The organism is Novosphingobium clariflavum, from assembly GCF_026420865.1.
GTDB lineage: Bacteria > Pseudomonadota > Alphaproteobacteria > Sphingomonadales > Sphingomonadaceae > Novosphingobium > Novosphingobium clariflavum.
Genome location: NZ_JAPCWC010000007.1, coordinates 59,170 through 81,139, shown reverse-complemented (window position 1 = coordinate 81,139; position 21,970 = coordinate 59,170). Strand labels below are relative to the sequence as shown.

Annotated in this window: 23 protein-coding genes; 15 read left to right on the top strand and 8 right to left on the bottom strand. The window is 68.2% G+C overall.

The features are described 5' to 3' along the window. Positions 1-17 precede the first annotated feature (17 nt). The 4 genes from OKA11_RS11640 to flgB are packed head-to-tail and all read right to left on the bottom strand — an operon-like array spanning position 18 to position 1,980. Positions 18-830, bottom strand: coding sequence for a flagellar hook-basal body protein (locus OKA11_RS11640; protein ID WP_267220349.1), 813 nt, complete (start codon positions 828-830; stop codon positions 18-20). Positions 831-854: 24 nt separating this feature from the next. After that, positions 855-1,220 (bottom strand): flagellar hook assembly protein FlgD, encoded by a 366-nt coding sequence (locus tag OKA11_RS11635; RefSeq protein ID WP_267220347.1) that lies wholly within the window; start codon positions 1,218-1,220, stop codon positions 855-857. Then, the gene (gene flgC / locus OKA11_RS11630; RefSeq protein ID WP_267220689.1) at positions 1,217-1,609 is read right to left on the bottom strand and encodes a flagellar basal body rod protein FlgC; all 393 of its coding nucleotides are present in this window, start codon (positions 1,607-1,609) and stop codon (positions 1,217-1,219) included. Before flgC ends, OKA11_RS11635 begins: the two co-directional genes overlap by 4 nt. Positions 1,610-1,632: 23 nt before the next feature. Next, a complete protein-coding gene (flgB, locus tag OKA11_RS11625) occupies positions 1,633-1,980 on the bottom strand; it encodes a flagellar basal body rod protein FlgB (protein ID WP_267220345.1) in 348 nt (115 codons plus the stop codon). A 196-nt stretch (positions 1,981-2,176) separates the two neighbouring features. On the opposite strand from flgB, the gene OKA11_RS11620 reads away from it, so the two are divergent. The 8 genes from OKA11_RS11620 (at position 2,177) to OKA11_RS11585 (ending at position 8,797) form a co-directional block, all read left to right on the top strand. Continuing rightward, on the top strand, positions 2,177-2,938 hold the full coding sequence (locus tag OKA11_RS11620; protein ID WP_267220344.1) for a MotA/TolQ/ExbB proton channel family protein: 762 nt from the start codon (positions 2,177-2,179) through the stop codon (positions 2,936-2,938). Next, the gene (locus OKA11_RS11615) at positions 2,926-3,477 is read left to right on the top strand and encodes a hypothetical protein (RefSeq protein WP_267220342.1); all 552 of its coding nucleotides are present in this window, start codon (positions 2,926-2,928) and stop codon (positions 3,475-3,477) included. The genes OKA11_RS11620 and OKA11_RS11615 overlap by 13 nt, the downstream gene beginning before the upstream one ends. Further along, on the top strand, positions 3,474-3,986 hold the full coding sequence (locus tag OKA11_RS11610) for a flagella basal body P-ring formation protein FlgA (protein WP_267220340.1): 513 nt from the start codon (positions 3,474-3,476) through the stop codon (positions 3,984-3,986). The genes OKA11_RS11615 and OKA11_RS11610 overlap by 4 nt, the downstream gene beginning before the upstream one ends. A gap of 115 nt (positions 3,987-4,101) precedes the next feature. Beyond that, on the top strand, positions 4,102-4,425 hold the full coding sequence (locus OKA11_RS11605; RefSeq protein ID WP_142637189.1) for a flagellar biosynthesis anti-sigma factor FlgM: 324 nt from the start codon (positions 4,102-4,104) through the stop codon (positions 4,423-4,425). After that, positions 4,422-4,793: a flagellar protein FlgN gene (locus OKA11_RS11600; protein WP_267220336.1), complete on the top strand. Its 372-nt coding sequence runs from the start codon at positions 4,422-4,424 to the stop codon at positions 4,791-4,793. Before OKA11_RS11605 ends, OKA11_RS11600 begins: the two co-directional genes overlap by 4 nt. A 118-nt stretch (positions 4,794-4,911) precedes the next feature. Continuing rightward, complete coding sequence (locus tag OKA11_RS11595; protein WP_267220334.1) at positions 4,912-5,886, top strand: lytic transglycosylase domain-containing protein; 975 nt, start codon at positions 4,912-4,914, stop codon at positions 5,884-5,886. A gap of 89 nt (positions 5,887-5,975) precedes the next feature. Next, positions 5,976-8,048 (top strand): flagellar biosynthesis protein FlhA, encoded by a 2,073-nt coding sequence (locus tag OKA11_RS11590; RefSeq protein WP_267220687.1) that lies wholly within the window; start codon positions 5,976-5,978, stop codon positions 8,046-8,048. Then, positions 8,045-8,797 (top strand): sigma-70 family RNA polymerase sigma factor, encoded by a 753-nt coding sequence (locus OKA11_RS11585; protein ID WP_267220333.1) that lies wholly within the window; start codon positions 8,045-8,047, stop codon positions 8,795-8,797. The genes OKA11_RS11590 and OKA11_RS11585 overlap by 4 nt, the downstream gene beginning before the upstream one ends. A gap of 53 nt (positions 8,798-8,850) precedes the next feature. Here the strand turns inward: OKA11_RS11585 and OKA11_RS11580 are convergent, their stop codons facing one another. From OKA11_RS11580 to OKA11_RS11570, 3 genes are all read right to left on the bottom strand, one after another. Beyond that, complete coding sequence (locus OKA11_RS11580; protein ID WP_267220331.1) at positions 8,851-9,717, bottom strand: SMP-30/gluconolactonase/LRE family protein; 867 nt, start codon at positions 9,715-9,717, stop codon at positions 8,851-8,853. A 186-nt stretch (positions 9,718-9,903) separates the two neighbouring features. Then, a complete protein-coding gene (locus OKA11_RS11575; RefSeq protein ID WP_267220329.1) occupies positions 9,904-11,700 on the bottom strand; it encodes an IlvD/Edd family dehydratase in 1,797 nt (598 codons plus the stop codon). A 20-nt stretch (positions 11,701-11,720) separates the two neighbouring features. Then, positions 11,721-12,863 (bottom strand): aldose epimerase family protein, encoded by a 1,143-nt coding sequence (locus tag OKA11_RS11570; RefSeq protein WP_379489271.1) that lies wholly within the window; start codon positions 12,861-12,863, stop codon positions 11,721-11,723. Between the two features lie 194 nt (positions 12,864-13,057). Between OKA11_RS11570 and OKA11_RS11565 the strand changes: the two genes are divergently transcribed. Beyond that, positions 13,058-14,380 (top strand): sugar MFS transporter, encoded by a 1,323-nt coding sequence (locus OKA11_RS11565; RefSeq protein ID WP_267220325.1) that lies wholly within the window; start codon positions 13,058-13,060, stop codon positions 14,378-14,380. A gap of 81 nt (positions 14,381-14,461) precedes the next feature. Here the strand turns inward: OKA11_RS11565 and OKA11_RS11560 are convergent, their stop codons facing one another. Next, the gene (locus OKA11_RS11560; RefSeq protein WP_267220324.1) at positions 14,462-15,211 is read right to left on the bottom strand and encodes a FadR/GntR family transcriptional regulator; all 750 of its coding nucleotides are present in this window, start codon (positions 15,209-15,211) and stop codon (positions 14,462-14,464) included. Positions 15,212-15,341: 130 nt separating this feature from the next. Between OKA11_RS11560 and OKA11_RS11555 the strand changes: the two genes are divergently transcribed. From OKA11_RS11555 to OKA11_RS11530, 6 genes are all read left to right on the top strand, one after another. Next, the gene (locus tag OKA11_RS11555; protein ID WP_267220323.1) at positions 15,342-16,868 is read left to right on the top strand and encodes an aldehyde dehydrogenase (NADP(+)); all 1,527 of its coding nucleotides are present in this window, start codon (positions 15,342-15,344) and stop codon (positions 16,866-16,868) included. Between the two features lie 67 nt (positions 16,869-16,935). Further along, positions 16,936-17,940 carry an AraD1 family protein gene (gene araD1, locus OKA11_RS11550; RefSeq protein ID WP_267220322.1) on the top strand — a complete coding sequence of 335 codons (1,005 nt, stop codon included), beginning with the start codon at positions 16,936-16,938 and terminating at the stop codon, positions 17,938-17,940. Positions 17,941-17,943: 3 nt separating this feature from the next. Next, positions 17,944-18,870, top strand: coding sequence for a Gfo/Idh/MocA family protein (locus OKA11_RS11545; protein WP_267220321.1), 927 nt, complete (start codon positions 17,944-17,946; stop codon positions 18,868-18,870). A gap of 22 nt (positions 18,871-18,892) precedes the next feature. After that, a complete protein-coding gene (locus tag OKA11_RS11540; protein WP_267220320.1) occupies positions 18,893-20,458 on the top strand; it encodes an alpha-N-arabinofuranosidase in 1,566 nt (521 codons plus the stop codon). Further along, a complete protein-coding gene (locus OKA11_RS11535; RefSeq protein WP_267220319.1) occupies positions 20,455-21,339 on the top strand; it encodes a 2-dehydro-3-deoxygalactonokinase in 885 nt (294 codons plus the stop codon). Before OKA11_RS11540 ends, OKA11_RS11535 begins: the two co-directional genes overlap by 4 nt. Further along, positions 21,336-21,968, top strand: a complete 633-nt coding sequence (locus OKA11_RS11530; protein WP_267220318.1) for a 2-dehydro-3-deoxy-6-phosphogalactonate aldolase — start codon at positions 21,336-21,338, stop codon at positions 21,966-21,968. The genes OKA11_RS11535 and OKA11_RS11530 overlap by 4 nt, the downstream gene beginning before the upstream one ends. Positions 21,969-21,970 lie beyond the last annotated feature (2 nt).

Here is a 21,970-nt window from a genome sequence, read left to right as displayed (position 1 = left end):
GGTTCAGCGGCCCCGCGTCAGGTGCGCAAGTTGATGATCGTCTGGGAGATCTGGGTGGCGGTATCGACGGCCTTGGCATTGGCCTGGAAATCGCGCTGCGCGGTGATGAGCGAGACCAGCTCCTCGGCAAGATCGACGTTCGAGCGTTCGAGCGATCCTGCCAGCAGCGAGCCGTAGAGTCCCGAGCCCGGCTGGCCGTAGCTTGCCGCCCCGGAGATGCCGGTGGCCTTCCAACTGGCATCGCCCAGCTGCTTGAGCCCGGTGGGGGCAATGAACGAGGCCAGCGCGAGCACGCCGATGGAGGTGTTCGAACCATCGGCATAGGTCGCCACGACATCGCCGGTGGAACTGATCGTCACCCCGGCGAATTCCGATCCCGAGGCATTGGTGGAGGGGATCTGCGCGCTTTGCAGCGTGGTCGAGGTGATCGCACCGGTGGAATCGACGGGGAACACCTGCAGCCGCGCGCCCTGGGCGTTCTTGATGTAGCCGTTGCCGTCCACCGAGAACGAGCCGGCGCGGGTATATTCGGTCTGGCCCGAAGTGGGCGAAACCACGGTGAAGAAGCCCTCGCCGTTGATCGCGACATCGAGCGCCGATCCGGTCTGCTCGATCGGCCCGAGCGAGAACTCCTGCTTGATCGAGGATACGCGGGCACCGATGCCCACGGTCAGCGCCGGGTCGGTCAGGATCGAGGCCGAGACGATGTCGGAGAACGAGGCATTGCTCTTCTTGAAACCGTCGGTCTCCGAGTTGGCGATGTTGTGGGCGATGACGCTGAGGTCGGTCTGGGCGTTCTTGAGCCCGGTGAGGGAGGTGTAGAAGGACATCGAGGTCTCCTGGAATGAGGGGGATCAGGCCGTGGGCGAAGCCGTATCGGCGGACGTGCTCTCGGCAGGGCCGGCGTCTCCGCTTCCGGTCACCGCGCTGACCAGGTCGGCCAGCGAGTCCTGCGATGCGGTCTGGGCGGAGACCAGGGCGTCGAGCTTGGACGAGATCGTGCTCAGCGTGTCCGCCATCGTCGTGGTGGAGGCGAGCGAGGAGAACTGCGCCATCTGCGCCAGCATCTCGGTCTGGTCCATCGGGTTGAACGGATCCTGCTGCTGCATCTGGGTCATCATCAGCTTCAGGAAATCGCCCTGATCGAGATCGGCGAGCGAGGTCTTTGCCTTCGCGGTCGAGGCGGCCGAACTGGTGGTGGTGATGGTGGTGACGGTCATTTCATCCTCACGGTGTCGAGCATGAGCTGCTTGGCGGTCGAGAGGGCCTCGACCAGGTTCTGGTACTGGCGAGAGGCTTCGAGCATCTCGACCATCTCGGCGTTCTCGTCGACGGGGGCGACCCAGACGTCGCCATTGGCATCGGCCAGCGGGTGGCTGGGGCTGTGCTGGCGCACCGCGGCGGCCTGTTCGCGCTGGACGGCCTGGACGTCGACCGAGGCCAGCCCGCTGGCGCTGTCGAGGTCTTCGGCAAAGACGGCGCGGATCGGCTTGTAGGCGCCCTGTTCGCTGGCCGCGATGGAACCGGCGTTGGCAAGGTTGGAGGCCGCCGCGTTCATGCGCACGAGCTGGGCCGACATCGCCCGCTGCGCGAGCGAGAACATCGTCATCGGCTGCTGGTCGCCCGCCACCGTCAGTCACCCCTCAAGGCGCGCGTCACGGTGTCGACGCGGGCGCGGATGAATTGCAACGTGGCCGAATAGCCCACCGCGTTTTCGGAAAAGGCGATCTGCTCGTTCTGCAGTTCCACCGTGTTGCCGTCGAGCGAGGGCATGACCGGGACGCGGAACTGCGTGGCGCGTCCGGCGGCCACGTCGAGGTCGCTGCCGGTTTCGGCGGACTTCAGCGCGGCGGTGAAGTCGATGTCCTTCGCCTTGTAGCCGGGCGTGGCGGCATTGGCGATGTTCGAGGCGATCAGGCCCATGCGTCGGGAGCGTAGCTCCAGCGCCTCGGCATGAATCCCGAACAGGTCCTGCGGCATCGTGACTGGCTCCTCAAGGCATGGGCCCCGTTCCCAGCAAGGGCTGTGCCAGTTGCCGGATCGGGGGATTCCGGCAGCGGCCGAGGCGCGTGCCCGGCGGCGGGGCGGCAAGCGCTTGCCGGTTCCGGCAAATCGCCGCCTCCGCCTGAAATCTGCCGGGGCGTGCCGTTCTTTGCCTCGAAGGGAGAATGGGCGCGTGATCGATCCGCAGGACCTGCTCGACACCACCAGCGCGGTGATCGTTGTCGGCGGCACCGTGCTGGCGACCGTATTGCGGTGCGGGATTGCCGATAGCCTGGCCGCCTGCAGGGCGCTGCGCGGGCTGTTCCGGCGCCGTTTCTCGGCGGCGCGGGCGCGGACCGGCCTCGCCGTCCACATCCAGGAGATGCAGCGCGACGGGGTGATCCGCACCGAGCCCTACCGGACCGGCGATGCCGAGTTCGACGAGGCGACCAGCCTGCTGATCGGCAAGCGCTCGATCGAGGCGCTGCATGTCGCCCATGCGCTTCACAAGCAGCGCCGCGTCGAAGCGACCCAGCGGGCGGTGCGTTCGCTCAATCAGGCGGCGGATCTTTCACCGGTGTTCGGGCTGGCGGGGACGCTGGTCTCGCTCAGCCAGTTGCCGACGGGCGCGGCGGCGGAGGGGGACTTCACCGGGGCGATCTCGCTGGCGGTGCTGACCACGCTCTACGGCTTGCTGCTGGGCAATATCGTGTTTGCCCCGCTGGCCCGGATGGTTGCGCGCCGGGCGGTGGAGGAAGAGCACGAGCGTCAGCGCGTGCTCGACTGGCTGGAGGCACAGGTGATCGACGCGCTGCCCAGCAGCGCGCGGCCCGCCCGGGCTTCGCAGGGCACAGCGGCGATGGAGGCCGTGCCGGACGGTGCGCCCGAACCGGCCGCCGAGGTGGAACTGGAGGACGGCGAGGAAAGCCGGCCGGGCGGAGAATGGCCTTGGTGAGCGCGCGCACCGCGACGAGCTGGCAGACCTCGCTGGCCGATCTCTCGCTGATCCTGTTCATGCTGATGGCGGCGGCGCTGGCGCATCGGCCGGTGCCGCCGCGCACGGAAGCGAAAACCCAAACCGCTCGCCCCGATACCGCCCACCCCCAGGCGCCATCCGCGCAGGGCGAGCCTCTGGCGCTCTATATCGCCGCGCCGGGGGCGCCGCCGCTGGCGCGCTGGCTGGAGAGCCAGCCGCGCGATCCCCGCCAGCAATTGACCGTGACCCTGGCCTATGGTCCCGGGGCCGAGGCGAAGGCGCTGGAAACGGCTGCGGCGCTGGTGCGGGAGCAGGGCGGTTCCCTGGCTTCGGCGCGCATCGTCATCGAACCGGGCCCGGGGCTTGGGGTGGCGCCCTTGCGCGCGGCACTCGCCTTCGATGCGCCTCCTGTGGAGGCGCAATCGGGACAATCGCCTCCTATGGAGGCGCGGCCAGGGGTGGCACGAAGTTTGCGTCGCGCCGGAGAGCAGACCAGCCACGGACGCCCGCCACGATGACCCTTGCCATGCTTGCCCTTGCCGCTGCCGCCTCGGGCGGTTTTGCCGATCTCGATGCGATCGACCGCCAGGTCGCGGCCTTTACCGGCATGCCGATCGGCGAGATCGGCGGCGCCCTCGGGCCGGTCGACCGCCGCTTGCGGCTGGCACCCTGCCATAGCGGCATGGCGCTGTCGTGGCGGGGAAGCGCGCGCGATGGCGGGCAGGACAGCGTGGTCGTGCAATGCGGCGATGTCGGAGGCTGGCGGCTGTTCGTGCCGGTGCGCCGTCTGGCGGCGGCGCCTGCCGATGTCCCGATCGCGCCGCTGATCCGGCGCGGCGATGCGGTGGCCATTGCGGTTGCCGGCGAAGGGTTCACCGTGACCCAGCCCGGCATGGCCCTGGAAGCGGGCGGGCCGGGGGACTGGATCCGGGTGCGGCCGCTGGCGGCGGCGAGTGCGGCGGGGCGCGGCCAGGAACTGCGGGCGCAAATCACTTCGCCCGGCACGGTCTCGCTGCCAATTCCCTGAAATGGCACCCCTTTCGCCGCCTCTGCGCAGATACCCGGAGCCGCTGCGGGCGGGGGACTTAAAACTTTGTGCGCCGCACCGTTCTTCGCTGTGGAATTTGTGAAGGAGCGGCACCATGCCACCTATCGAAGTGGGACCTGCGGGCGCGGTCGGCGCCGCCAGTGCACGGCTTGCCCGCACGGCGGCCGGTGAATCATCGTCTGGCGCAAACGGCGTCACCGTCAGTTCGGAAGCCAGCGCCGCGCGGGCGACCGCGCCTGCGGCCAGCACCGCGGTCGAAGCCAGCGCGGCGCTCGATCCGGGACAGATCCCGGTCGACACCGACCGGGTCGAACTGATCCGCAAGGCCGTCCAGGCGGGGACCTACCCGGTCATCCCGACCCAGATCGCCGATGCCATGATCGCAGCCCAGGTGCTGCTGTGGAGCCACGAGGGATGACCCAGTCCGACATCAGCCTGGCCCCGCCGCCGGAACTGCACGAAGCCCTGCGGCAAATGCTTGCCGTTCTGGAATGCGAGCGGCAGGCGCTTGCCGGCCTCGACCTCGATGCCATCGTTGGCGTGACCCAGGCGAAGGACCGGCTCTGCGGCACCCTGGACAGCGCCGGGATCGTAGAGCTCGACGAGGAATGCCGGGGCATGCTCGAAACCGCGCGGCGGCTCAACGAGGTGAACCGGCAGGTGCGCAACATCATCGCGGCCAATGTCGCCAAGCGCCTGGACGTGCTGACCGGCAGTTCCCGGCTCTATCGCGCCGGGGCGAGCTACACGCTGGCCGGTGCGGCCATCGTCACCGGGCGCGGTTGAACGCGGGGCGGAGCGCGCCAGCCTCGGCGGGAGGGCAGGACGAGACCGGCTCCGCTGCCCCGTCTGGCACGGCTCTTGCTGAAACGCTCCCGGAACCATCCGGATCGGGAGCGAGGCGTTGAGCTCAGGACAAGTTACCGGCGCGAATGGCACGGGGGGCGTCGGCGCCACCGTCACGGCCGGGAATCCGGCGAAGGGAAGCGCGGTCCAGGCGGCGATCGCCCGGGCGGCGCAGGCCACCGGCGTCGATTTCAACTACCTTCTGGCGCAGGCCAGGCTCGAATCCAGCCTCGACCCCTCCGCCCGTGCCGCCACATCGAGTGCGACCGGCCTTTTCCAGTTCACCGACGGCACCTGGCTCCAGACCCTCGGGCGGCACGGCGGCGACCACGGCATGGCCTGGGTGCAGCAGGCCATTGCCGGCGGCGATCCGGCCATGCGCGCGCAAGTCCTGGGGCTGCGCTACGATGCCGATGCCTCGGCGCTGATGGCCGCCGAACTTGCCAGCGACAACAAGGCCGGGCTGACTGCCCAGCTTGGCCGCGAACCCGATTCGACCGAACTCTACCTCGCCCATTTCCTCGGCATCGGCGGTGCCGGCCAGTTCCTCTCGGCGCTGTCGCGCGACCCTACCCGCAGCGCCGCCTCGGTGCTGCCGCGCGCCGCTGCCGCCAACCCGGCGATCTTCTACGCCGATGGCGGGGCGCGCAGCCTCGAAGGGGTCATGGCGCTGATGCGCGGCAAGGTGAACGGCGCGATGCGGCAGGGGGAAGGGGAGTGGGAGGCCATCCCGTCTCCCGGTGCCCTGGCCGCGTCGGCGTCACCGCGCATCGGCTACGAGGCGGTCGCCGCCGAATCGTCTGGCGTCGCCATGGGGGGCGTGGCCACGGCGGGCGATTCGGCGGGCGCCGCCACGGCGGGCGGGCCGGTCGCCCGCGCCTTTCATGCCCGCGCCGCGCAGCCCGCGTCGGCAGCGGGCGGGAGCGGCGCGTCGATGGCGGATACGCTGCAGAGCATGTTCAGCGCCAGCGGGGTTGCCGCACCGGCCAATGTCCGCGCCGCCTATGCCCGGCTTGCGGGGCTGGGTCTGTGACCGCCGGAGCCCGCGCCCCCCTCCTCGCCCGCCTCGGCAATCCGGCGGCGGCGGCGCTGCCGGGGGGGATCCTCACGCTGATTGTGCTGATGATCGTGCCGGTGCCGGCCTTTGTGCTCGACGTCTCGTTCGTGCTCAATATCGCGCTGTCGCTGGCGGTGCTGATGGCGGCGATGAATGCCCGCAAGCCGCTCGACTTCTCCTCGTTCCCCTCCGTCCTGCTGTTCGCCACGCTGCTGCGCCTGGCGCTTAACGTCGCCTCCACCCGCGTCGTGCTGGTGCATGGCCACGAGGGCGAGGAAGCCGCCGGCAAGGTGATCGAAAGCTTCGGCAGGTTCCTGATCGGGGGCAATTTCGCGGTCGGGATCTTTGTCTTCCTGATCCTCATCATCATCAACCTGGTGGTGGTGACCAAGGGTGCCGGGCGCGTTTCGGAAGTCTCCGCGCGCTTCACGCTGGATGCCTTGCCGGGCAAGCAGATGGCGATCGACGCCGACCTCGCCGCCGGTCTCCTGACCGCCGACGAGGCCAAGGCGCGCCGCCGCGAGGTGGCGACCGAGGCGGACTTCTACGGGTCGATGGACGGCTCTTCCAAGTTCGTGAAGGGCGACGCGATCGCCGCGCTGCTGATCCTGGGGGTCAACATCGTGGCCGGTTTCTGCCTTGGCATGATCAGCCACGGGCTTTCGGCGGGCGCCGCGGCGCAGACCTACATCACGCTGGCGATCGGCGATGCGCTGGTGGCGCAAGTGCCCGCGCTGCTGCTCTCGATTGCCGCCGCGGTGATCGTCACCCGCGTCGCCGACGACCGCCAGGGCGAGGGGCGCGACCTTGCCGCGCAGATCGGCGGCCAGTTCGCGGCGCCGTCCACCTGGCTGCCGGTGGGGGTGGTGCTGGCCGCCATCGGCCTGATCCCGGCGATGCCGCAGTCGGTGTTCCTGCCCGCCGCCGGACTGGCCCTGTGGATCTGGCGCACGATGCGCAGGCGCCAGGCGCTTGCCGCCGTGCCGGTGGTGGAGGCGCCGCCCGAGGTCGACCCCGCGCGGATCGACCTGGAGGACGTATCCGACCACACGCTGGTGACCATCGAGCTGGGTTACGGGCTGGTCCAGCTGGTCGACGAACGGCGCGGCTCGCCGCTGGTCAGCCGGGTGACCGGGGTGCGCAAGCAGCTCAGCCAGACGTTCGGCTTCATCGTTCCGCAGTTCCGCGTGCGCGACGCGCTCGACATGCCGCCGCACGAGTACCGGGTGCTCCTGGGGGGCGTGAATCTCGGCGGGGCGGTCGTGCGGGCCGATCGGATCCTCGCCATCGACGCGGGCGAGGCGCGTCCCGGCCATACCCTGCGCGGCGAGGCGACCCACGATCCCAGCTTCGGCTGCCCGGCGCTGTGGATCGATCCCGCCGCGCGCGATCATGCCATCGCCGAAGGGTTCCTCACCGTCGATGCCGGTACGGTCATCGCCACCCACCTCAACCAGCTCCTGACCGAACGCGCGCAGGACCTGCTCGGGCCGGACCAGGTCAAGGCGCTGGTCGATGCGCTGAAGATCCATTCGGCCGGGCTGATCGAGACGGTGCATCCCCAGCCGCTGTCGCTGGCGGCGCTCACCCGCCTGCTGCGGGCCCTGCTGGAGGACGGCATCCCGATCGCCCACCCGTTGCCGATCTTTGCCAGTATCGGCCGCGCGGTGCAGCAGACGCTCGACCACGAACGGCTGGTGGACCTGCTGCGGGCCGATCTCGGTGCGCTGATCGTCGGGCGCATCTGCCCGCCGCACGAGCGGCTGCCGGTCGTCACCCTCGATGTCGCCCTCGAGACGGCGATCATCCAGGGCATGGTCGATCCGGCCAGCGGCCAGCCGGTGATCGAGCCGGACCTTGCCCGCATGATCGGCGAGCGCATTGCCGCGCTGGGGGCCGAACGCGGGAGCGGCGCGGTGCCGCTGACGCTGGTGGTCCAGCCGCGGGCGCGGCGGGCGCTGGCGGCCTTGCTGCGGCTGCGGGCGCCCCATTGCCTGGTGCTCTCGATCTCCGAACTGCCGCCGACCCAGCCGATCGAGGTGGTCGACGTGGTCGGCGCGCCGCTGGCCGAGCAGGCGGTGCCCGGTCTTCCCCAGCCCGATTCCGACAACGATCCAGCCGAAAGCATGGCCGCATGAAACAGGACCAGAGGGCCTTCGTAGCCGCAGCCTACGCCAGCCGCGTCGCGGGCGCCTATCAGGGCGACATCGCCGACCGGGTGCGGCGTTTCCTGCCGATGGTGCGGCGCCTGGCCTGGCATGTCCATGGCTCCGGGCGGCCGGGGATCGAGGTGGAGGATCTCATCCAGGCCGGGCTGGTGGCGCTGACCGAGTGCGCGCAGAAACACCAGGGGCCGGGCGAGGACGGCTTTGCGGCTTATGCCAAGATGCGGGTGCGCGGGGCGATGGTGGACCTCATCCGCCGCACCGTGCCGATGTCGCGCGGGGCAAGCGAGCGGCGGCGGCAACTGGCGCTCAAGGAGCAGGAACTGCGCGGCGATCTCGGCCGGGAGGCGCTGCCGCACGAACTGGCCGCGGCCATGGGCATCGACGAGGCGGACCTCGCCGCCTTGCGCGATTCCAGCCATCCGCTGCGCTTCGATTCGATCGAGGAGACCTATTCGGACCAGAGCATGGCCTTTGCCGATGCCGGTCCGGACAGTCTTGAACTGCTTGCCAGCGAGGAGCAGCGGCGGGCGGTGGTGGCGGCGATTTCCGATCTGCCGGAGCGGTTGCGGCTGATCGTGCAGCTCTATTTTGTCGAGGAACTCAACCTCGCCGAGATCGCGGGGGTGCTGCAGGTCTCGATCCCGCGCGTGCACCAGTTGAAGGCGCAGGCACTCGGCAAGTTGCGGGAGAGTCTGGAAGGGGTGGCGGATATTCTGTGAGAGGGCCGAAAAGGGGCGGGCGACCGCGCCCGCCCCCGCCCCTTTCCTCGATGTCAGCCGTGGTAGATGCCGGCGGGGTTGCCGGTCACGCCCGCTTCCACCTCGAACAGCGCGCCGTCGAATTCCGAATCCGGCAGGTCCTTGGCGGCAGAGGTCACGAACATGCGTTCGAGGTTTTCACCCGCGAAGGCGATGTTGGTGATGCGCCGGGCGGGCAGTTCGATCGACCGGACGCGGGTGCCGTCGGGGGCGAAGCGGGTGATCCGGCCGCCGTCCCAGTGGGCGACCCAGAGGAAGCCCTCGGCATCGGTGGTCATGCCGTCCGGGTAGCCGTCCTCCTCGGTGAAGCGGATGAAGACCTCGCGGTCATGCGCGCTGTCGGGCGCGCCGTCGGCACCCAGCTTGAAGCGGTAGATCGTCCTCAGCGCCGAATCGGTGTGGTAGAGCCACTCGCCGCAGGGTGAGAAGGCCGGGCCGTTGGGCACGACATAGCCCGAATCGACGACCTGCCATTCGCCGGACGGCGACAGCCGGTAGAGCGTGCCGATGGCGTTCTCCTCGGCCATTTCCAGGGTGCCGCACCAGATCGCGCCATGGCGGTCGGCCTTGCCGTCGTTCATGCGGTTGCCGGGCAGGTGGGGTTCGGGATCGTTGCGCTCGGAGATGGTCAGCGGGTCGAGCGTGATGCGCGCGACGCCGTCCTGGAAGCCGCCGACGAGGCCGCCTTGCGCATGCTCGGCGACCCAGCCGAGGCGGGCGGGCATGTCCCAGCGGCTGACGGTGCCGTCGGCCAGGCTCAGGCGGTTGAGCGCGGGGGCAAGAATGTCCACCCAGTAGAAGGCGTTATCCCGTGCGCACCACAAGGCGCCTTCGCCCAGCGTGTCGCGGACGTCGCGATCGATCTTGCGCCAGAGTGTCATCCCAAGTCTCCCAAATCGTCGGTTCGCGGTGATGGATACGGTTCCGGCCCACTCTTCCACCAGCCCCCTGCCTTATGCAGACTCGGTGGCAGGACCAGTGGGAGAGTGGGCCGGGACCCGCCCGGAAACCCGGGCAATTCGGTGCAATGTCCGGGCCGAAACAAACGCTTCGGCCCGGAACAGAGCTTAGTGGTTGTCGCGCGGCAGACCCTTGGTCTGGGCGATGCGCTGGTACTTCTCGGCGCCTTCGAGGATTGCGCCGGTGTCCATCTGGCCCACGACCGAGCGCTGGATTTCCTGCCAGGGGGTCTGCGAGGCCGGGTAGGCATAGCCGCCCTTGGCTTCGAGAGCTTCGCGGCGGGCGGTCAGTTCCTCGTCGGAAATGAGCACGTCCACGCGGCCCTTCTTGAGGTCCATGCGCACGCGGTCGCCGGTTTCGAGCAGGGCCAGACCGCCCATCGCCGCCGCTTCGGGGCTGGCGTTGAGGATCGAGGGGCTGCCCGAAGTGCCGGACTGGCGGCCGTCACCGATGCAGGGAAGCGCAGTGACGCCTTCGGTGATGAGGTAGGCCGGCGGACGCATGTTGACGACTTCCGCCGCGCCCGGATAGCCGATCGGGCCGGCGCCGCGCATGAACAGCAGGGTGTCGGGGGTGATGCCGGTGGCCGGATCGTCGATGCGGTGGTGGTAGTCCTCGGGACCGTCGAACACCACGGCCGGGCCTTCGAAGGCATCCGGGTCCGCCGGGTTCGACAGGTAGCGGTCGCGGAACTCCTTGGAGATCACGCTGGTCTTCATGATCGCGGCGTCGAACAGGTTGCCCGACAGCACCAGGAAGCCCGCTTCCTCGACCAGCGGGGTGTCGAAGGTCTTGATGACGCGCTCGTCCTCGATCGTGGCATCGCGGCAGTTGTCGCCCATGGTCTTGCCATTGACGGTCATCGCGCCCTCGTGGATCAGGCCCTGCTTGATCAGCTGGGCGACCACGGCGGGCACGCCGCCGGCACGGTAGTAGTCTTCGCCGAGGTACTCGCCGGCGGGCTGCAGGTTCACCAGCAGCGGGATCTTGTGGCCGACGGTTTCCCAGTCCTTGAGCGGCAGTTCCACGCCGATGTGGCGGGCGATGGCGGCAAGGTGGATCGGGGCGTTGGTCGAACCGCCGATGGCGGCATTGACGGCGATGGCGTTGTGGAACGCTTCCAGCGTCAGGATGTCCGAGGGCTTGAGATCCTCGTGCACCATGTCGACGATGCGCTTGCCGGTGTAATAGGCGCATTCCTGGCGGTCACGGTAGGGCGCGGGGATCGCGGCCGAACCGGGCAGCATCATGCCGAGCGCTTCGGCGAGCGAGTTCATCGTGGTCGCCGTGCCCATGGTGTTGCAGTAGCCGGTCGAGGGGGCCGACGAGGCGACGAGCTTGATGAAGCCCTCGTCGTCGATCTCGCCCGCCGCCAGCATCTGGCGGCCCTTCCACACGATCGTGCCCGAGCCGGTACGCTCGCCCTTGTGCCAGCCGTTGAGCATCGGGCCGACCGACAGGGCGATCGCCGGGATGTTCACGGTAGCGGCCGCCATCAGCAGCGCCGGGGTGGTCTTGTCGCAGCCGGTGGTCAGCACCACGCCGTCGAGCGGGTAGCCGTAGATCGCCTCGACGAGGCCGAGGTAGGCGAGGTTGCGGTCAAGACCTGCGGTCGGGCGCTTGCCGGTTTCCTGGATCGGGTGCACCGGGAACTCGATGGCGATGCCACCGGCCTCGCGGATGCCTTCGCGGATGCGCTCGGCCAGCACCAGGTGGTGGCGGTTGCACGGCGACAGGTCGCTGCCGGTCTGGGCGATACCGATGATCGGCTTGCCCGAGCGAAGCTCTTCCAGGCTGAGACCGAAGTTCAGGTATCGCTCCAGATAGAGCGAGGTCATGTCGATGTTGTCGGGATTGTCGAACCAGGCGCGCGAACGCAGCTTGGGTGCAGTCTTTTCGGTCATGGGGCGTTCGTTTCGTTCTGTCAGCGCGAAGAGGTGGACACGCGGTAGATCATGACATGCTTGTAGGGCTTGCCGGGATCGACGCGGGTGGACGGGAAGTTTGCATGGTTCGGCGAATCCGGGAACTTCTGCGGTTCCAGCGCGATTCCGTCGCCCATGCGATAGAGGTGGCCGTTCTTGCCGATGAAGGTGCCATCGAGGAAGTTGCCGGCATAGAACTGGACGCCGGGTTCGGTCGTCAGCAGTTCGAGGACGCGACCCGAAACGGGATCTTCAAGACGCGCGGCAAGCTCCGGCGTCTTGGTCACGCCCTTGTCGAGCGCGAAGTTGTGGTCGTAGCCGCGGCCCATGACGATCTGCTCGTCCTTGCCGTCGCGGATGCCTTCGGCAACCACGCGGGGCTTGCGGAAGTCGAACGCGGTGCCGGTCACGTCGCGCAGTTCGCCGGTCGGGATCAGCTTGTCGTTCACCGGGGTGTAGTGGCCCGCCGGGATCGTCAGCAGTTCCTGGATTGCGTCGCGGGGCGCGCCTTCACCCGCCATGTTGAAGATGGCGTGGTTGGTCATGTTGATGACCGTCGGCTTGTCGGTGGTCGCCTCGAAGACGATCTGCAGATTGCCCTTCTCGTCGAGCGAGTAGGTGACCTTGGTCTTCACGGTGCCGGGGTAGCCCGAATCGCCGTCGGGGCTGACCAGCGTGAACACGGCGGTGGCGACGGGGCCGGACTTGACCTGCTCGACCTTCCAGTTCTGCACGTCCCAGCCCTTGCCGCCGCCGTGCAGCGACTGGCCGTGGTCGTTCTGGGGAAGCTGGTAGGTCTTGCCATCGAGGCTGAACTGGCCGTTCGCGATGCGGTTGCCGTAGCGGCCGATGGTGGCGCCCCAGTAGTTCGGGCGCTTCTCGTAGCTGGCGATGTCGTCATAGCCGAGCAGCACGTCGGCGACCTTGCCGTCGCGGTCGGGCACGTCGAGCTTCCACAAGGTGGCGCCGAAGCTCAGGATGGTGGCGGAAACGCCGTTGGCGGCCTTCAGCGTCACGGCGGTGACCGGGCTGCCGTTCGACAGCGTGCCGGCAGGGGCCTGCGAAGCGTCGGCAGCCAGAGCGGCACCCGGAATCACGCAGGCAAGAGAAAGTGCGGTGGAAGTCACAAAAGCCTTGCGCAGAATCCTCATTCCCGTAGCTCCCATTTTGATTTCTGTGTGAGGACGAATCTCGTTGTGGGCGTGGCTGTCGCCCCATGCACAAGGCATTGACGAGGCCGTTTCGCGCATATAGTCCGACAAATAGAAAGAGCGCAAGCCGGTTTGCCCCAGATTGGATAATCGCGGTCCGGCAGCTTTGTTACGAGAGGATAGACATGCCCCCAGTGGTATCATCTGCCGATGCCCCCGTGGCGCACACGCCGCAGGCGGGTGTCCGCTACGGCCCCGCGCTGGCGCTGCTTGCCAGCCTTTTCTTCATGTGGGGCTTCATCACCGTCATCAATAACACGCTGCTGCCGCACCTGCGCAGCGTGTTCGAGCTGTCCTACACGCAGACGACGCTGATCGAATCGGTCTGGTTCATCGCTTACTTCTTCGCCTCGATTCCCTCGGCCAAGCTGATCGAGAAGATCGGCTACCAGAAGTCGCTGGTGATCGGCCTGCTGATCATGGCGGCCGGCGCCGTGGGCATGATGGCCGCCGCCAGCATTCCGTCCTACGGCGTGACTCTGGTGATGCTCTTCGTGATCGCCAGCGGCATCACCCTGCTGCAGGTCGCCGCCAACCCTTACGTCGCCGTCGTCGGCAAGCCCGAGACCGCTTCCTCGCGCCTCAATCTGGTGCAGGCGCTCAACTCGATGGGCACCATGCTCGCCCCGATGTTCGGCGCCTACCTCATTCTCGGCCGTTCGAAGAGCGGCACGGCCGCTGCGGGAACCGTGCTGAGCGAGGCCGATCGTCTGGCTGACGCGCACTCGGTGATCCTGCCTTACGCACTCGTTGCGGTGGTGCTGGTGATCCTGGCCGTCGTCATCGCCAAGTTCCCGCTGCCGGCGATGAAGTCCGCCTCGCCCGCCGACAAGGCGAAGCGTTCGGGCCTGATCAATCCGGAGCTGTTCAAGCACCGCAACCTGGTCTTCGGCATTCCTGCGATCTTCATCTACCTGATCGCGGAAATCGGCGTTGCCAACCTCTTCGTGAACTTCGTCAGCCAGCCCGACATTGCCAACCTGACGCACGAGCAGGCAGGCAAGTACCTCAGCTTCCTGTGGGGCGGCATGATGGTGGGCCGTTTCGCGGGCTCGGCGATCATGCAGCGCTTCGATGCGGGCAAGGTTCTGGCGTTCTTCTCGGTCGGCGCCTTCGCGGTCATGATGATCACCGTCTTTGCGCATGGCCCGGTTGCCATGTGGTCGCTGATCCTCGTCGGCCTGTTCCACTCGATCATGTTCCCGACCATCTTCACGCTCGGCATCAAGGGCCTTGGCCCGCTGACCGAGGAAGCCTCGGGCCTGCTCGTGATGGCGATTGCCGGCGGCGCGCTGGTGGTGGTGCAGGGCTGGCTGGCCGATACCTACGGTCTCCAGACCTCGTTCCTGCTCACCGCGATCTGCGAACTCTATGTGCTGTTCTATGCGCTCTGGGGCAGCAAGACCACGCATGCGGAGCCGGACCTGGTTCCCGAAGCGGCCGGGTAACACGGGCTTCGAGCCATAACGAAAAAGGCCCCGGCGAGCGATCGCCGGGGCCTTTTTCTTATGCGTCTGCAGGAGGGGCGGTCACACCCCGTCCGGCTGCCCCATCGCGGTGCGGGTATCCTCGAGCGCCAGGTCGACCAGTACGTTCATGGCCTCTGCCGCGCCCGCCGCGTCCCCGGCGGCGATGGCGTCGTAGACGCGCACGTGGTCCGGGATCGGGTTGCGGGGCAGGGCGCGGGCGCGCTGCTTGAACTGGGTGGTCCAGTTCACCGCCGCGCCGATCGAGGCGCTGAGCACCAGCAGGGCGTCGTTGCGGGTCGCCTGCAGGATCGCATTGTGGAAGTCGCGGTCCGCCGCCCGTCCGGCCTCGGTGGTGAGGGTGTGGCGGCGCATCGCCGTCAACGCTTCCTTCATCGCCTTGAGGTCGTCCTTGTCGCGGCGCTGCGCGGCAAGGCGGGCGGCTGCCGGTTCGACGATGGCGCGCAGTTCGAACAGGCTGCGCACGAACTCGATGTCCGGCTCCCCCGCGAAGGCCCAGCCGAGCACTTCGGGATCGAGCAGGTTCCACCGGTCGCGGGGCAGCACGCGCGTGCCGGCCTTGGGGCGGCTTGCCACCAGACCCTTCGCGGTGAGCACCTGAATGGCCTCGCGATAGGCGCTGCGCGAGACTTGCAGCTCCTCGGCGAAGGCCACTTCACCAGAAAGAATGTCTCCGGGTGCATATTTGCCGGACAAGATGGCCGTTCCCAGTTTATGGGCGATGGCGCCGTGCAGGCGGCGGCCCGGACCCCGGGCCTCGTCGGCCGGCCTTGCACTTTCTTCTTCGTTCACGAAATTGGCTTCTGACACTGTTAATGGCACCTCCCCTCAGGAACCTAACAGCCCTTTCCGCGCGAAGGAACGACAAACATTGCGTTTCGCGTTCGCTCGGAATATGTCGGAGTAAATAGGGAGACCCCAAATGACCGAATTCCGTTCCATCGTGGCCGCAACCGGCGAACCCCAGGGTGAACCGCTGGCCGTGAACGGCACTGCCGATGTCGCTGCCGCTTGCGCCGCAGCCGCCGCGGCCTTCGATACCTACCGCGCCACCGATCGTGAAACCCGCGCGTCGTTCCTGGAGCGAATCGCCGACGAGATCCTCGCCATCGGCGAGCCGCTGATCGAGGCCTACATGGCCGAGAGCGGTCTGCCGCGCGGCCGTGGTGAAGGTGAGCGTGGCCGCACCATGGGCCAGCTGCGCCTGTTCGCGGATGTCGTGCGCAAGGGCCAGTGGCAGCAGCTGCGCATCGATCCGGCCATGCCGGACCGCGCTCCGCTGCCCCGTCCCGACCTGCGCCTGCGCATGATCCCGGTCGGTCCGGTCGCCGTGTTCGGCGCCTCGAACTTCCCGCTCGCCTTCTCGACCGCGGGCGGTGACACCGCTTCGGCGCTCGCCGCCGGTTGCCCGGTCGTGGTCAAGGGCCACCCGGCCCACCCGATCACCGGTGGCCTGATTGCCGGTGCGATCGCCAAGGCGGTCAAGGATGCCGGTCTGCCCGAAGGCGTGTTCCAGCACCTCGTCGGTCCGTCGAACGAACTCGGCGCCGCGCTCGTCCAGGACCCGCGCATCATGGCGGTTGGCTTCACCGGTTCGCGCGGTGGCGGTCTTGCCCTGGCCAAGCTGGCCGCGGCCCGCGAAGTGCCGATCCCGGTCTATGCCGAAATGTCGAGCATCAACCCGGTGCTGCTGCTCCCCGAAGCGCTCAAGGCGCGCGGTGAAGCCCTTGGCAGCGCTTTCGTCGGTTCGCTGACGATGGGTGCCGGCCAGTTCTGCACCAACCCCGGCCTGATCCTGGCCGTCGAGGGTGAAGGCCTGGACGCCTTCGTCGCTGCCGCCACCGGCGGTGTTGCCGAAGCCAAGCCGCAGACCATGCTGACCACCGGCATCGCCGCCGCTTATGCCAAGGGCGTCGAAGCGCTTGAAGGCAACGCGGGCGTCGAGACCATCGCCAAGGGCGAGGAAGGCAGCAAGACCACCGGCGGTGCGATCCTGTTCCAGACCACGGCCGCCCAGTTCCTCGCCGACAAGGCGATCGGCCACGAAGTGTTCGGCGCCGCGTCGATCGTCGTCGTCTGCAAGGACGAAGCCGAACTCGCCGGCCTGCTCGAAGGCCTGGAAGGGCAGCTGACCGCCACCCTGCACATGGACGAGGCCGACGAAGCCGCTGCTTCGCGCCTGCTGCCGGTGCTGGAGCGCAAGGTTGGCCGTATCCTCGTCAACGGTTGGCCGACCGGCGTCGAAGTGTGCCACGCGATGGTGCACGGCGGCCCGTTCCCCTCGACCACCGACCCGCGCACCACGTCGGTCGGCAGCCTGGCGATCGACCGCTTCCTGCGTCCGGTCAGCTACCAGAACTTCGCGCAGGGCCTGCTTCCGGCGGAACTGCGCGACGCCGCCTACGGTGACGGCGCGCCGCGCCTGATCGACGGCACGCTTACCCTCTAATCTGCCAACCCAACTGCCGCGGCGCGCTCCCCCAAGAAGGCGCGCCGCGGATCCGGGAGAGATCTCCATGACCTACCTTCGCCTGCTCCAGCATCGCGCGCCCGACGGCGTGCGCTCCGTCATCCTTGCCGAGGGCGATGCCGCCCACTTCCTGCAGGGCGTCACCACCACCCGCGAACTCGCGCTGCGCGCCATTGCCGACGGTGTGACGCTGTCCGAGGCTGCCAAGGCTTGCACCGCGGGCGAAGCGGTCGACATTGCCGCCGAATTCGCCGCCGGCACCCTGCTGGCCCCGATCGACCACGACGATTCCGCCCATCTGCTGCTGACCGGCACCGGCCTCACGCACCTCGGTTCGGCCGAAGGCCGCAACAAGATGCACGCCGCCGCCGCCTCGGGTGAGAACGTCACCGATTCCATGCGCATGTTCCTTGAGGGTCTCGAAGGCGGCAAGCCCGCGGCCGGCACCGAAGGCCAGCAGCCGGAATGGTTCTACAAGGGCGATGGCCAGCTGCTCGTCGGCCCCGGCGAAGCGCTGACCATGCCTGCGTTCGCCAAGGACGGCGGCGAAGAGCCGGAACTCGCCGGCATCTACATCGTCGGTGAAGACGGCACCGTGTACCGCCTCGGCCTCGCGCTCGCCAACGAGTTCTCGGACCACGTGACCGAGCGTCACAACTACCTCTGGCTTGCCCACTCGAAGCTGCGCCAGGCTGCGCTTGGCCCGGAACTGCTGCTCGGCACCCCGCCGGAGAAGATCGAGGGCACCAGCAAGATCGTCCGCGATGGCGAAACGATCTGGGAAAAGCCCTTCCTCTCGGGCGAGGCGAACATGTCGCACACGTTCGCCAACCTTGAGCACCACCACTTCAAGTACGACCTGTTCCGCCGCGCCGGCGACGTGCATGTCCACTTCTTCGGCACCGCCACGCTCTCGTTCAGCGACGGCGTGACCACCCAGGAAGGCGACGTGTTCGAGATCTCGGCCGCGCCGTTCACCCTGCCGGTCGCCAACCCGCTCGCCCGCGCTGCCGCTCCGGCTGCGGCGACCATGACCGTGAAGGCACTCTGAGCCATGGATCCGATCCGCATTGCCATCGTTGGCGTGGGCAAGATCGCCCGCGACCAGCACATCCCCGCGATCGAGGGCAACCCGAACTTCAGCATCGGCGCCACCGTCAGCCCCAACCATCGCGGCCCCGAAGGCATCCCGCACTTCAGCAGCCTTGAAGAGCTGATCGAGAAAGGTCCGGCGATCGACGCGGTGGCGCTCTGCACCCCGCCGCAGGTCCGTTACGACCTGGCCGCGCTGGCGCTGTCGAAGGGCATGCACGTGTTCCTCGAAAAGCCGCCGGGCGCGACGCTCGCCGAAGTGGCCGCGCTGGAAAGCCGCGCCGAGAAGGTGGGCGTCACCCTGTTCGCCTCGTGGCACTCGCGCTACGCCGCCGGTGTCGCGCCTGCCCGTGCCTGGCTGGCCGAGCGTACCATCCTCAGCGCCAAGATCGTCTGGCGCGAGGACGTGCGCGTCTGGCATCCGGGCCAGGACTGGATCTGGGAGCCGGGCGGCCTTGGCGTGTTCGATCCGGGCATCAATGCCCTCTCGATCGCCACCCACATCATGCCGCGCCCGTTCTTCCTCAAGGAAGCGACGCTCAGCCTGCCCGCCAACCGCGCCGCGCCGATCGCCGCCGACATCGAGTTCTGCGACACCGCCGGGGCCGAGATCCACATGGACCTCGACTGGCGCCAGACCGGCCCGCAGTCGTGGGACATCATCGTCGAGACCGATGCCGGAACGCTCAAGCTCGCCAATGGCGGCGCCGTGCTCACCCTGCCCAGCGGCACCGAGCACAACGAGGACATGGAATATCCGGGCCTCTACGCGCGCTTCGCCAACCTGATCCGGGGCGGCCGCAGCGATGTCGACATCGCCCCGCTGCGCCTCGTGGCCGACGCCTTCCTGCGCGGCAAGCGTGCGCTGGTCGAAGAATTCCACGACTGATATTTCCGGGAGAGGACAAGAAATGTTGAAGGCGCTTCGCCTCACCACCGCAGCCGTCCTGCTGAGCGCCACCGCGCTCGCAGGCACGGCTCAGGCCGACACCAACGGCCAGCCGACCACCGCGACGATCGAAGCCGGCAAGCCCGGCCCGGTCTACCACAAGGAAGTCTTCACCCAGTTCGCCGAGCACCTCGGCACGGGTATCTACGGCGGCCTGTGGGTCGGCAAGAACAGCAAGATTCCGAACACCAACGGTTTCCGCAACGACGTCGTCTCGGCGCTGCGCGAACTGCAGGTGCCGGTGATCCGCTGGCCCGGCGGCTGCTTTGCCGACGAATACCACTGGCGTGAAGGCATCGGCGCGCCTGCCAAGCGCCCGGTCAAGGTCAACACCCACTGGGGCGGCGTGACCGAACCCAACGCGGTAGGCACCCACGAATTCTTCGAACTGCTGCGTCAGGTCGGCGCGGAAGCCTATATCGCCGGCAACGTCGGTGACGGCACCCCGCGCGAAATGGCCGAATGGGTCGAATACATGACCGCGCCCGCCGGTTCGCTGGCCGACGAACGCGCCCGCAACGGCCACAAGGAGCCGTGGAAGGTGGCCTACTTCGGCGTCGGCAACGAGCTGTGGGGCTGCGGCGGCAACATGCGTCCCGAGTTCGCGGCGGACGAAACGCGCCGTTATGCGACCTTCGTGAAGGCGCCTGCCGGTACCAAGATCCTCAAGGTCGCCTCGGGTGCCAACGTCGACGACTACAACTGGACCGAGACGATGATGCGCGTCGCCGGCGGCAACGTCGACGGCCTCTCGCTCCACTACTATACCCTGCCCGAAGGCGGCTGGCCGCCCAAGGCCGATCCGGTCAACTTCGACGAGCACGGCTGGGCCGATACGCTGAACGAAGCGCGCCGGATGGACGAACTGATCACCAAGCACTCGGCGATCATGGACAAGTACGATCCCGAGAAGAAGGTCTTCCTCGCGGTCGACGAGTGGGGCTCGTGGTACGCTCAGGATCCGGGCACCCATCCCGGGTTCCTGCGCCAGCAGAACACCCTGCGCGATGCGCTGATCGCCTCGATCAACCTCGACATCTTCGCCAAGCATGCCGACCGCGTGCGCATGACCGCCATCGCCCAGATGGTGAACGTGCTGCAGGCGATGATCCTGACCGACGGCAACAAGATGGTGCTGACGCCGACCTACTGGGTCTTCGACATGTACAAGCCGTGGCAGGACGCGACGGTGCTGCCGATCGAGATCAAGTCGCCGTGGTACTCGAAGGACCAGTTCACGATGCCGGCCGTCAGTGGCTCGGCGGTGAAGGCCAAGGACGGCAAGATCCATGTCGGCCTGTCGAACCTCGATCCCAACCAGCCCAACACCGTGACGATCAAGCTCGACGGCGCTACGGCGGGCGCTGTCACCGGCAAGATCCTGACGGCCCCGGCGATCAATTCGCACAACACTTTCGACGCACCCGGCGTGGTGAAGCCGGAGGCGTTCTCGGGCGCCGTGGTGCAGGGCGGCAACCTTGTCGTCACCCTGCCGGCCAAGTCGGTCGTGGTGCTCGAACTGCAATGAGCGTGAAGCACGTCGTCGGAGACTGGGGCACCACGCGCCTGAGGTTGTTCCGTATGGACGGCGGCGATGTCGACGCCCGGCTCGATGGGCCGGGCGCGCTCGCCGGCGATGCCGAGGGCGCGCTGGCCGAAAGGCTGGACGTCTGGAAGGCGGAAGGGGCGCTGTCCGAAGTCGTGCTTTGCGGCATGGCCGGCGCTCCGGGTGCGCTCGTCGCGGCAGGCTACGCGGCCTGCCCGGCGGACGCGGCCCACTGGCTGTCCTCGCGCACGCGGCTGGAAGTGGCCGGCATCCCGGTCTCGGTGCTGCCGGGGCTGAGCTGCAAGGATTCCGAGGGCGTGCCCGAAGTGATGCGGGGCGAGGAGGCGCAAGTCTTCGGCGCCCTCGCGCTCCATCCCGAACTGGCGGTGGGCGAGCATCTGATCGCGCTGCCCGGCACCCACTGCAAGTGGGTCTCGGTGGTGAACGGCACGATCGTCGGCTTCCGTACCCATCCGACCGGCGAACTGTTTGCGCTGCTGGCCGGCCAGTCGACGCTGACCGGACCGGATACGCCGGGGCAGGGGAGCTTCGACGACGGTTTCGCGCGCGGCGTCGAACGCTGCGAGGAACCGCTGACCGGCGCCCTGTTCGAGGCCCGCGCCGCGCGCATGCTCGATGGACGCTCGAAAGACTGGTCGCGCGGCTATATCTCCGGTCTGCTGATCGGCGGCGAAGTCGCCGCGCAAGTGCCGGAAGGCATTTCGGTGGTGCTGATCGGCGACCAGGCGCTTGTGGCGCATTATGATCGCGCGCTGGCGGCCCGTGGCTGCACCTCGCGCAAGATCGATGGCGATGCGGCGGTTCTCGCCGGGCTCGCCATCGCGAAAGGACAGAAGGCATGAAGATCGAAGACGTTCTGGCCGCAGGCCATGCACCCGTTGTGGCGATCCTGCGCGGCATCCAGACCCATGAGGCGGTCGAAATCGGCGAAGCGCTGGTGGAAGCCGGTGTGCGCATCATCGAAGTGCCGTTCAACTCGCCCGATCCGGCGGGCTCGATCGGCGCCATGGTAGAGGCGCTGGGCGACCGCGCGGCGATCGGCGGCGGCACCGTGATCGGCACCGATCTGGCCGAGACGCTGGCGGGCGTGGGCGGCACGTTCATGGTCTCCCCCAATGTCGATCCGGCCGTCATCACGCGTTCGATCGAACTCGGCATGGACGTCCTGCCCGGCTTCCTGACCCCGACCGAGGCGTTTGCCGCCGTGGCGGCAGGCGCCCGCGACCTCAAGCTGTTCCCCGGCTCGGTGCTGGGCAGCAGCTACATCAAGGCGATCCGCGAAGTGCTCCCCAAGACCAGCCGCGTCTGGGCGGTCGGCGGCGTGGGCGCGGCCAATGTCGCGGAATACCGCGCGGCGGGCGTCTACGGCATCGGCGTCGGCGGCAGCCTCTACAAGCCCGGCTTCGATGCCGCGACGGTCGGCGCCAAGGCGGCCGAACTGGTCGCTGCATGGAACGCGGCCGGGGGCTGAGC

Bases quoted from the DNA above. Each gene is read 5' to 3' on its own strand.
- flgB (WP_267220345.1), bottom strand. From the start codon at position 1,980: ATGCCGCAGGACCTGTTCGGGATTCATGCCGAGGCGCTGGAGCTACGC.
- OKA11_RS11565 (WP_267220325.1), top strand. From the start codon at position 13,058: ATGCCCCCAGTGGTATCATCTGCCGATGCCCCCGTGGCGCACACGCCG.
- OKA11_RS11610 (WP_267220340.1), top strand. From the start codon at position 3,474: ATGACCCTTGCCATGCTTGCCCTTGCCGCTGCCGCCTCGGGCGGTTTT.
- OKA11_RS11605 (WP_142637189.1), top strand. From the start codon at position 4,102: ATGCCACCTATCGAAGTGGGACCTGCGGGCGCGGTCGGCGCCGCCAGT.
- OKA11_RS11530 (WP_267220318.1), top strand. From the start codon at position 21,336: ATGAAGATCGAAGACGTTCTGGCCGCAGGCCATGCACCCGTTGTGGCG.
- OKA11_RS11555 (WP_267220323.1), top strand. From the start codon at position 15,342: ATGACCGAATTCCGTTCCATCGTGGCCGCAACCGGCGAACCCCAGGGT.
- flgC (WP_267220689.1), bottom strand. From the start codon at position 1,609: ATGACGATGTTCTCGCTCGCGCAGCGGGCGATGTCGGCCCAGCTCGTG.
- OKA11_RS11635 (WP_267220347.1), bottom strand. From the start codon at position 1,220: ATGACCGTCACCACCATCACCACCACCAGTTCGGCCGCCTCGACCGCG.
- OKA11_RS11545 (WP_267220321.1), top strand. From the start codon at position 17,944: ATGGATCCGATCCGCATTGCCATCGTTGGCGTGGGCAAGATCGCCCGC.
- araD1 (WP_267220322.1), top strand. From the start codon at position 16,936: ATGACCTACCTTCGCCTGCTCCAGCATCGCGCGCCCGACGGCGTGCGC.
- OKA11_RS11535 (WP_267220319.1), top strand. From the start codon at position 20,455: ATGAGCGTGAAGCACGTCGTCGGAGACTGGGGCACCACGCGCCTGAGG.
- OKA11_RS11580 (WP_267220331.1), bottom strand. From the start codon at position 9,717: ATGACACTCTGGCGCAAGATCGATCGCGACGTCCGCGACACGCTGGGC.
- OKA11_RS11640 (WP_267220349.1), bottom strand. From the start codon at position 830: ATGTCCTTCTACACCTCCCTCACCGGGCTCAAGAACGCCCAGACCGAC.
- OKA11_RS11585 (WP_267220333.1), top strand. From the start codon at position 8,045: ATGAAACAGGACCAGAGGGCCTTCGTAGCCGCAGCCTACGCCAGCCGC.
- OKA11_RS11615 (WP_267220342.1), top strand. From the start codon at position 2,926: ATGGCCTTGGTGAGCGCGCGCACCGCGACGAGCTGGCAGACCTCGCTG.
- OKA11_RS11540 (WP_267220320.1), top strand. From the start codon at position 18,893: ATGTTGAAGGCGCTTCGCCTCACCACCGCAGCCGTCCTGCTGAGCGCC.
- OKA11_RS11600 (WP_267220336.1), top strand. From the start codon at position 4,422: ATGACCCAGTCCGACATCAGCCTGGCCCCGCCGCCGGAACTGCACGAA.
- OKA11_RS11590 (WP_267220687.1), top strand. From the start codon at position 5,976: ATGATCGTGCCGGTGCCGGCCTTTGTGCTCGACGTCTCGTTCGTGCTC.
- OKA11_RS11575 (WP_267220329.1), bottom strand. From the start codon at position 11,700: ATGACCGAAAAGACTGCACCCAAGCTGCGTTCGCGCGCCTGGTTCGAC.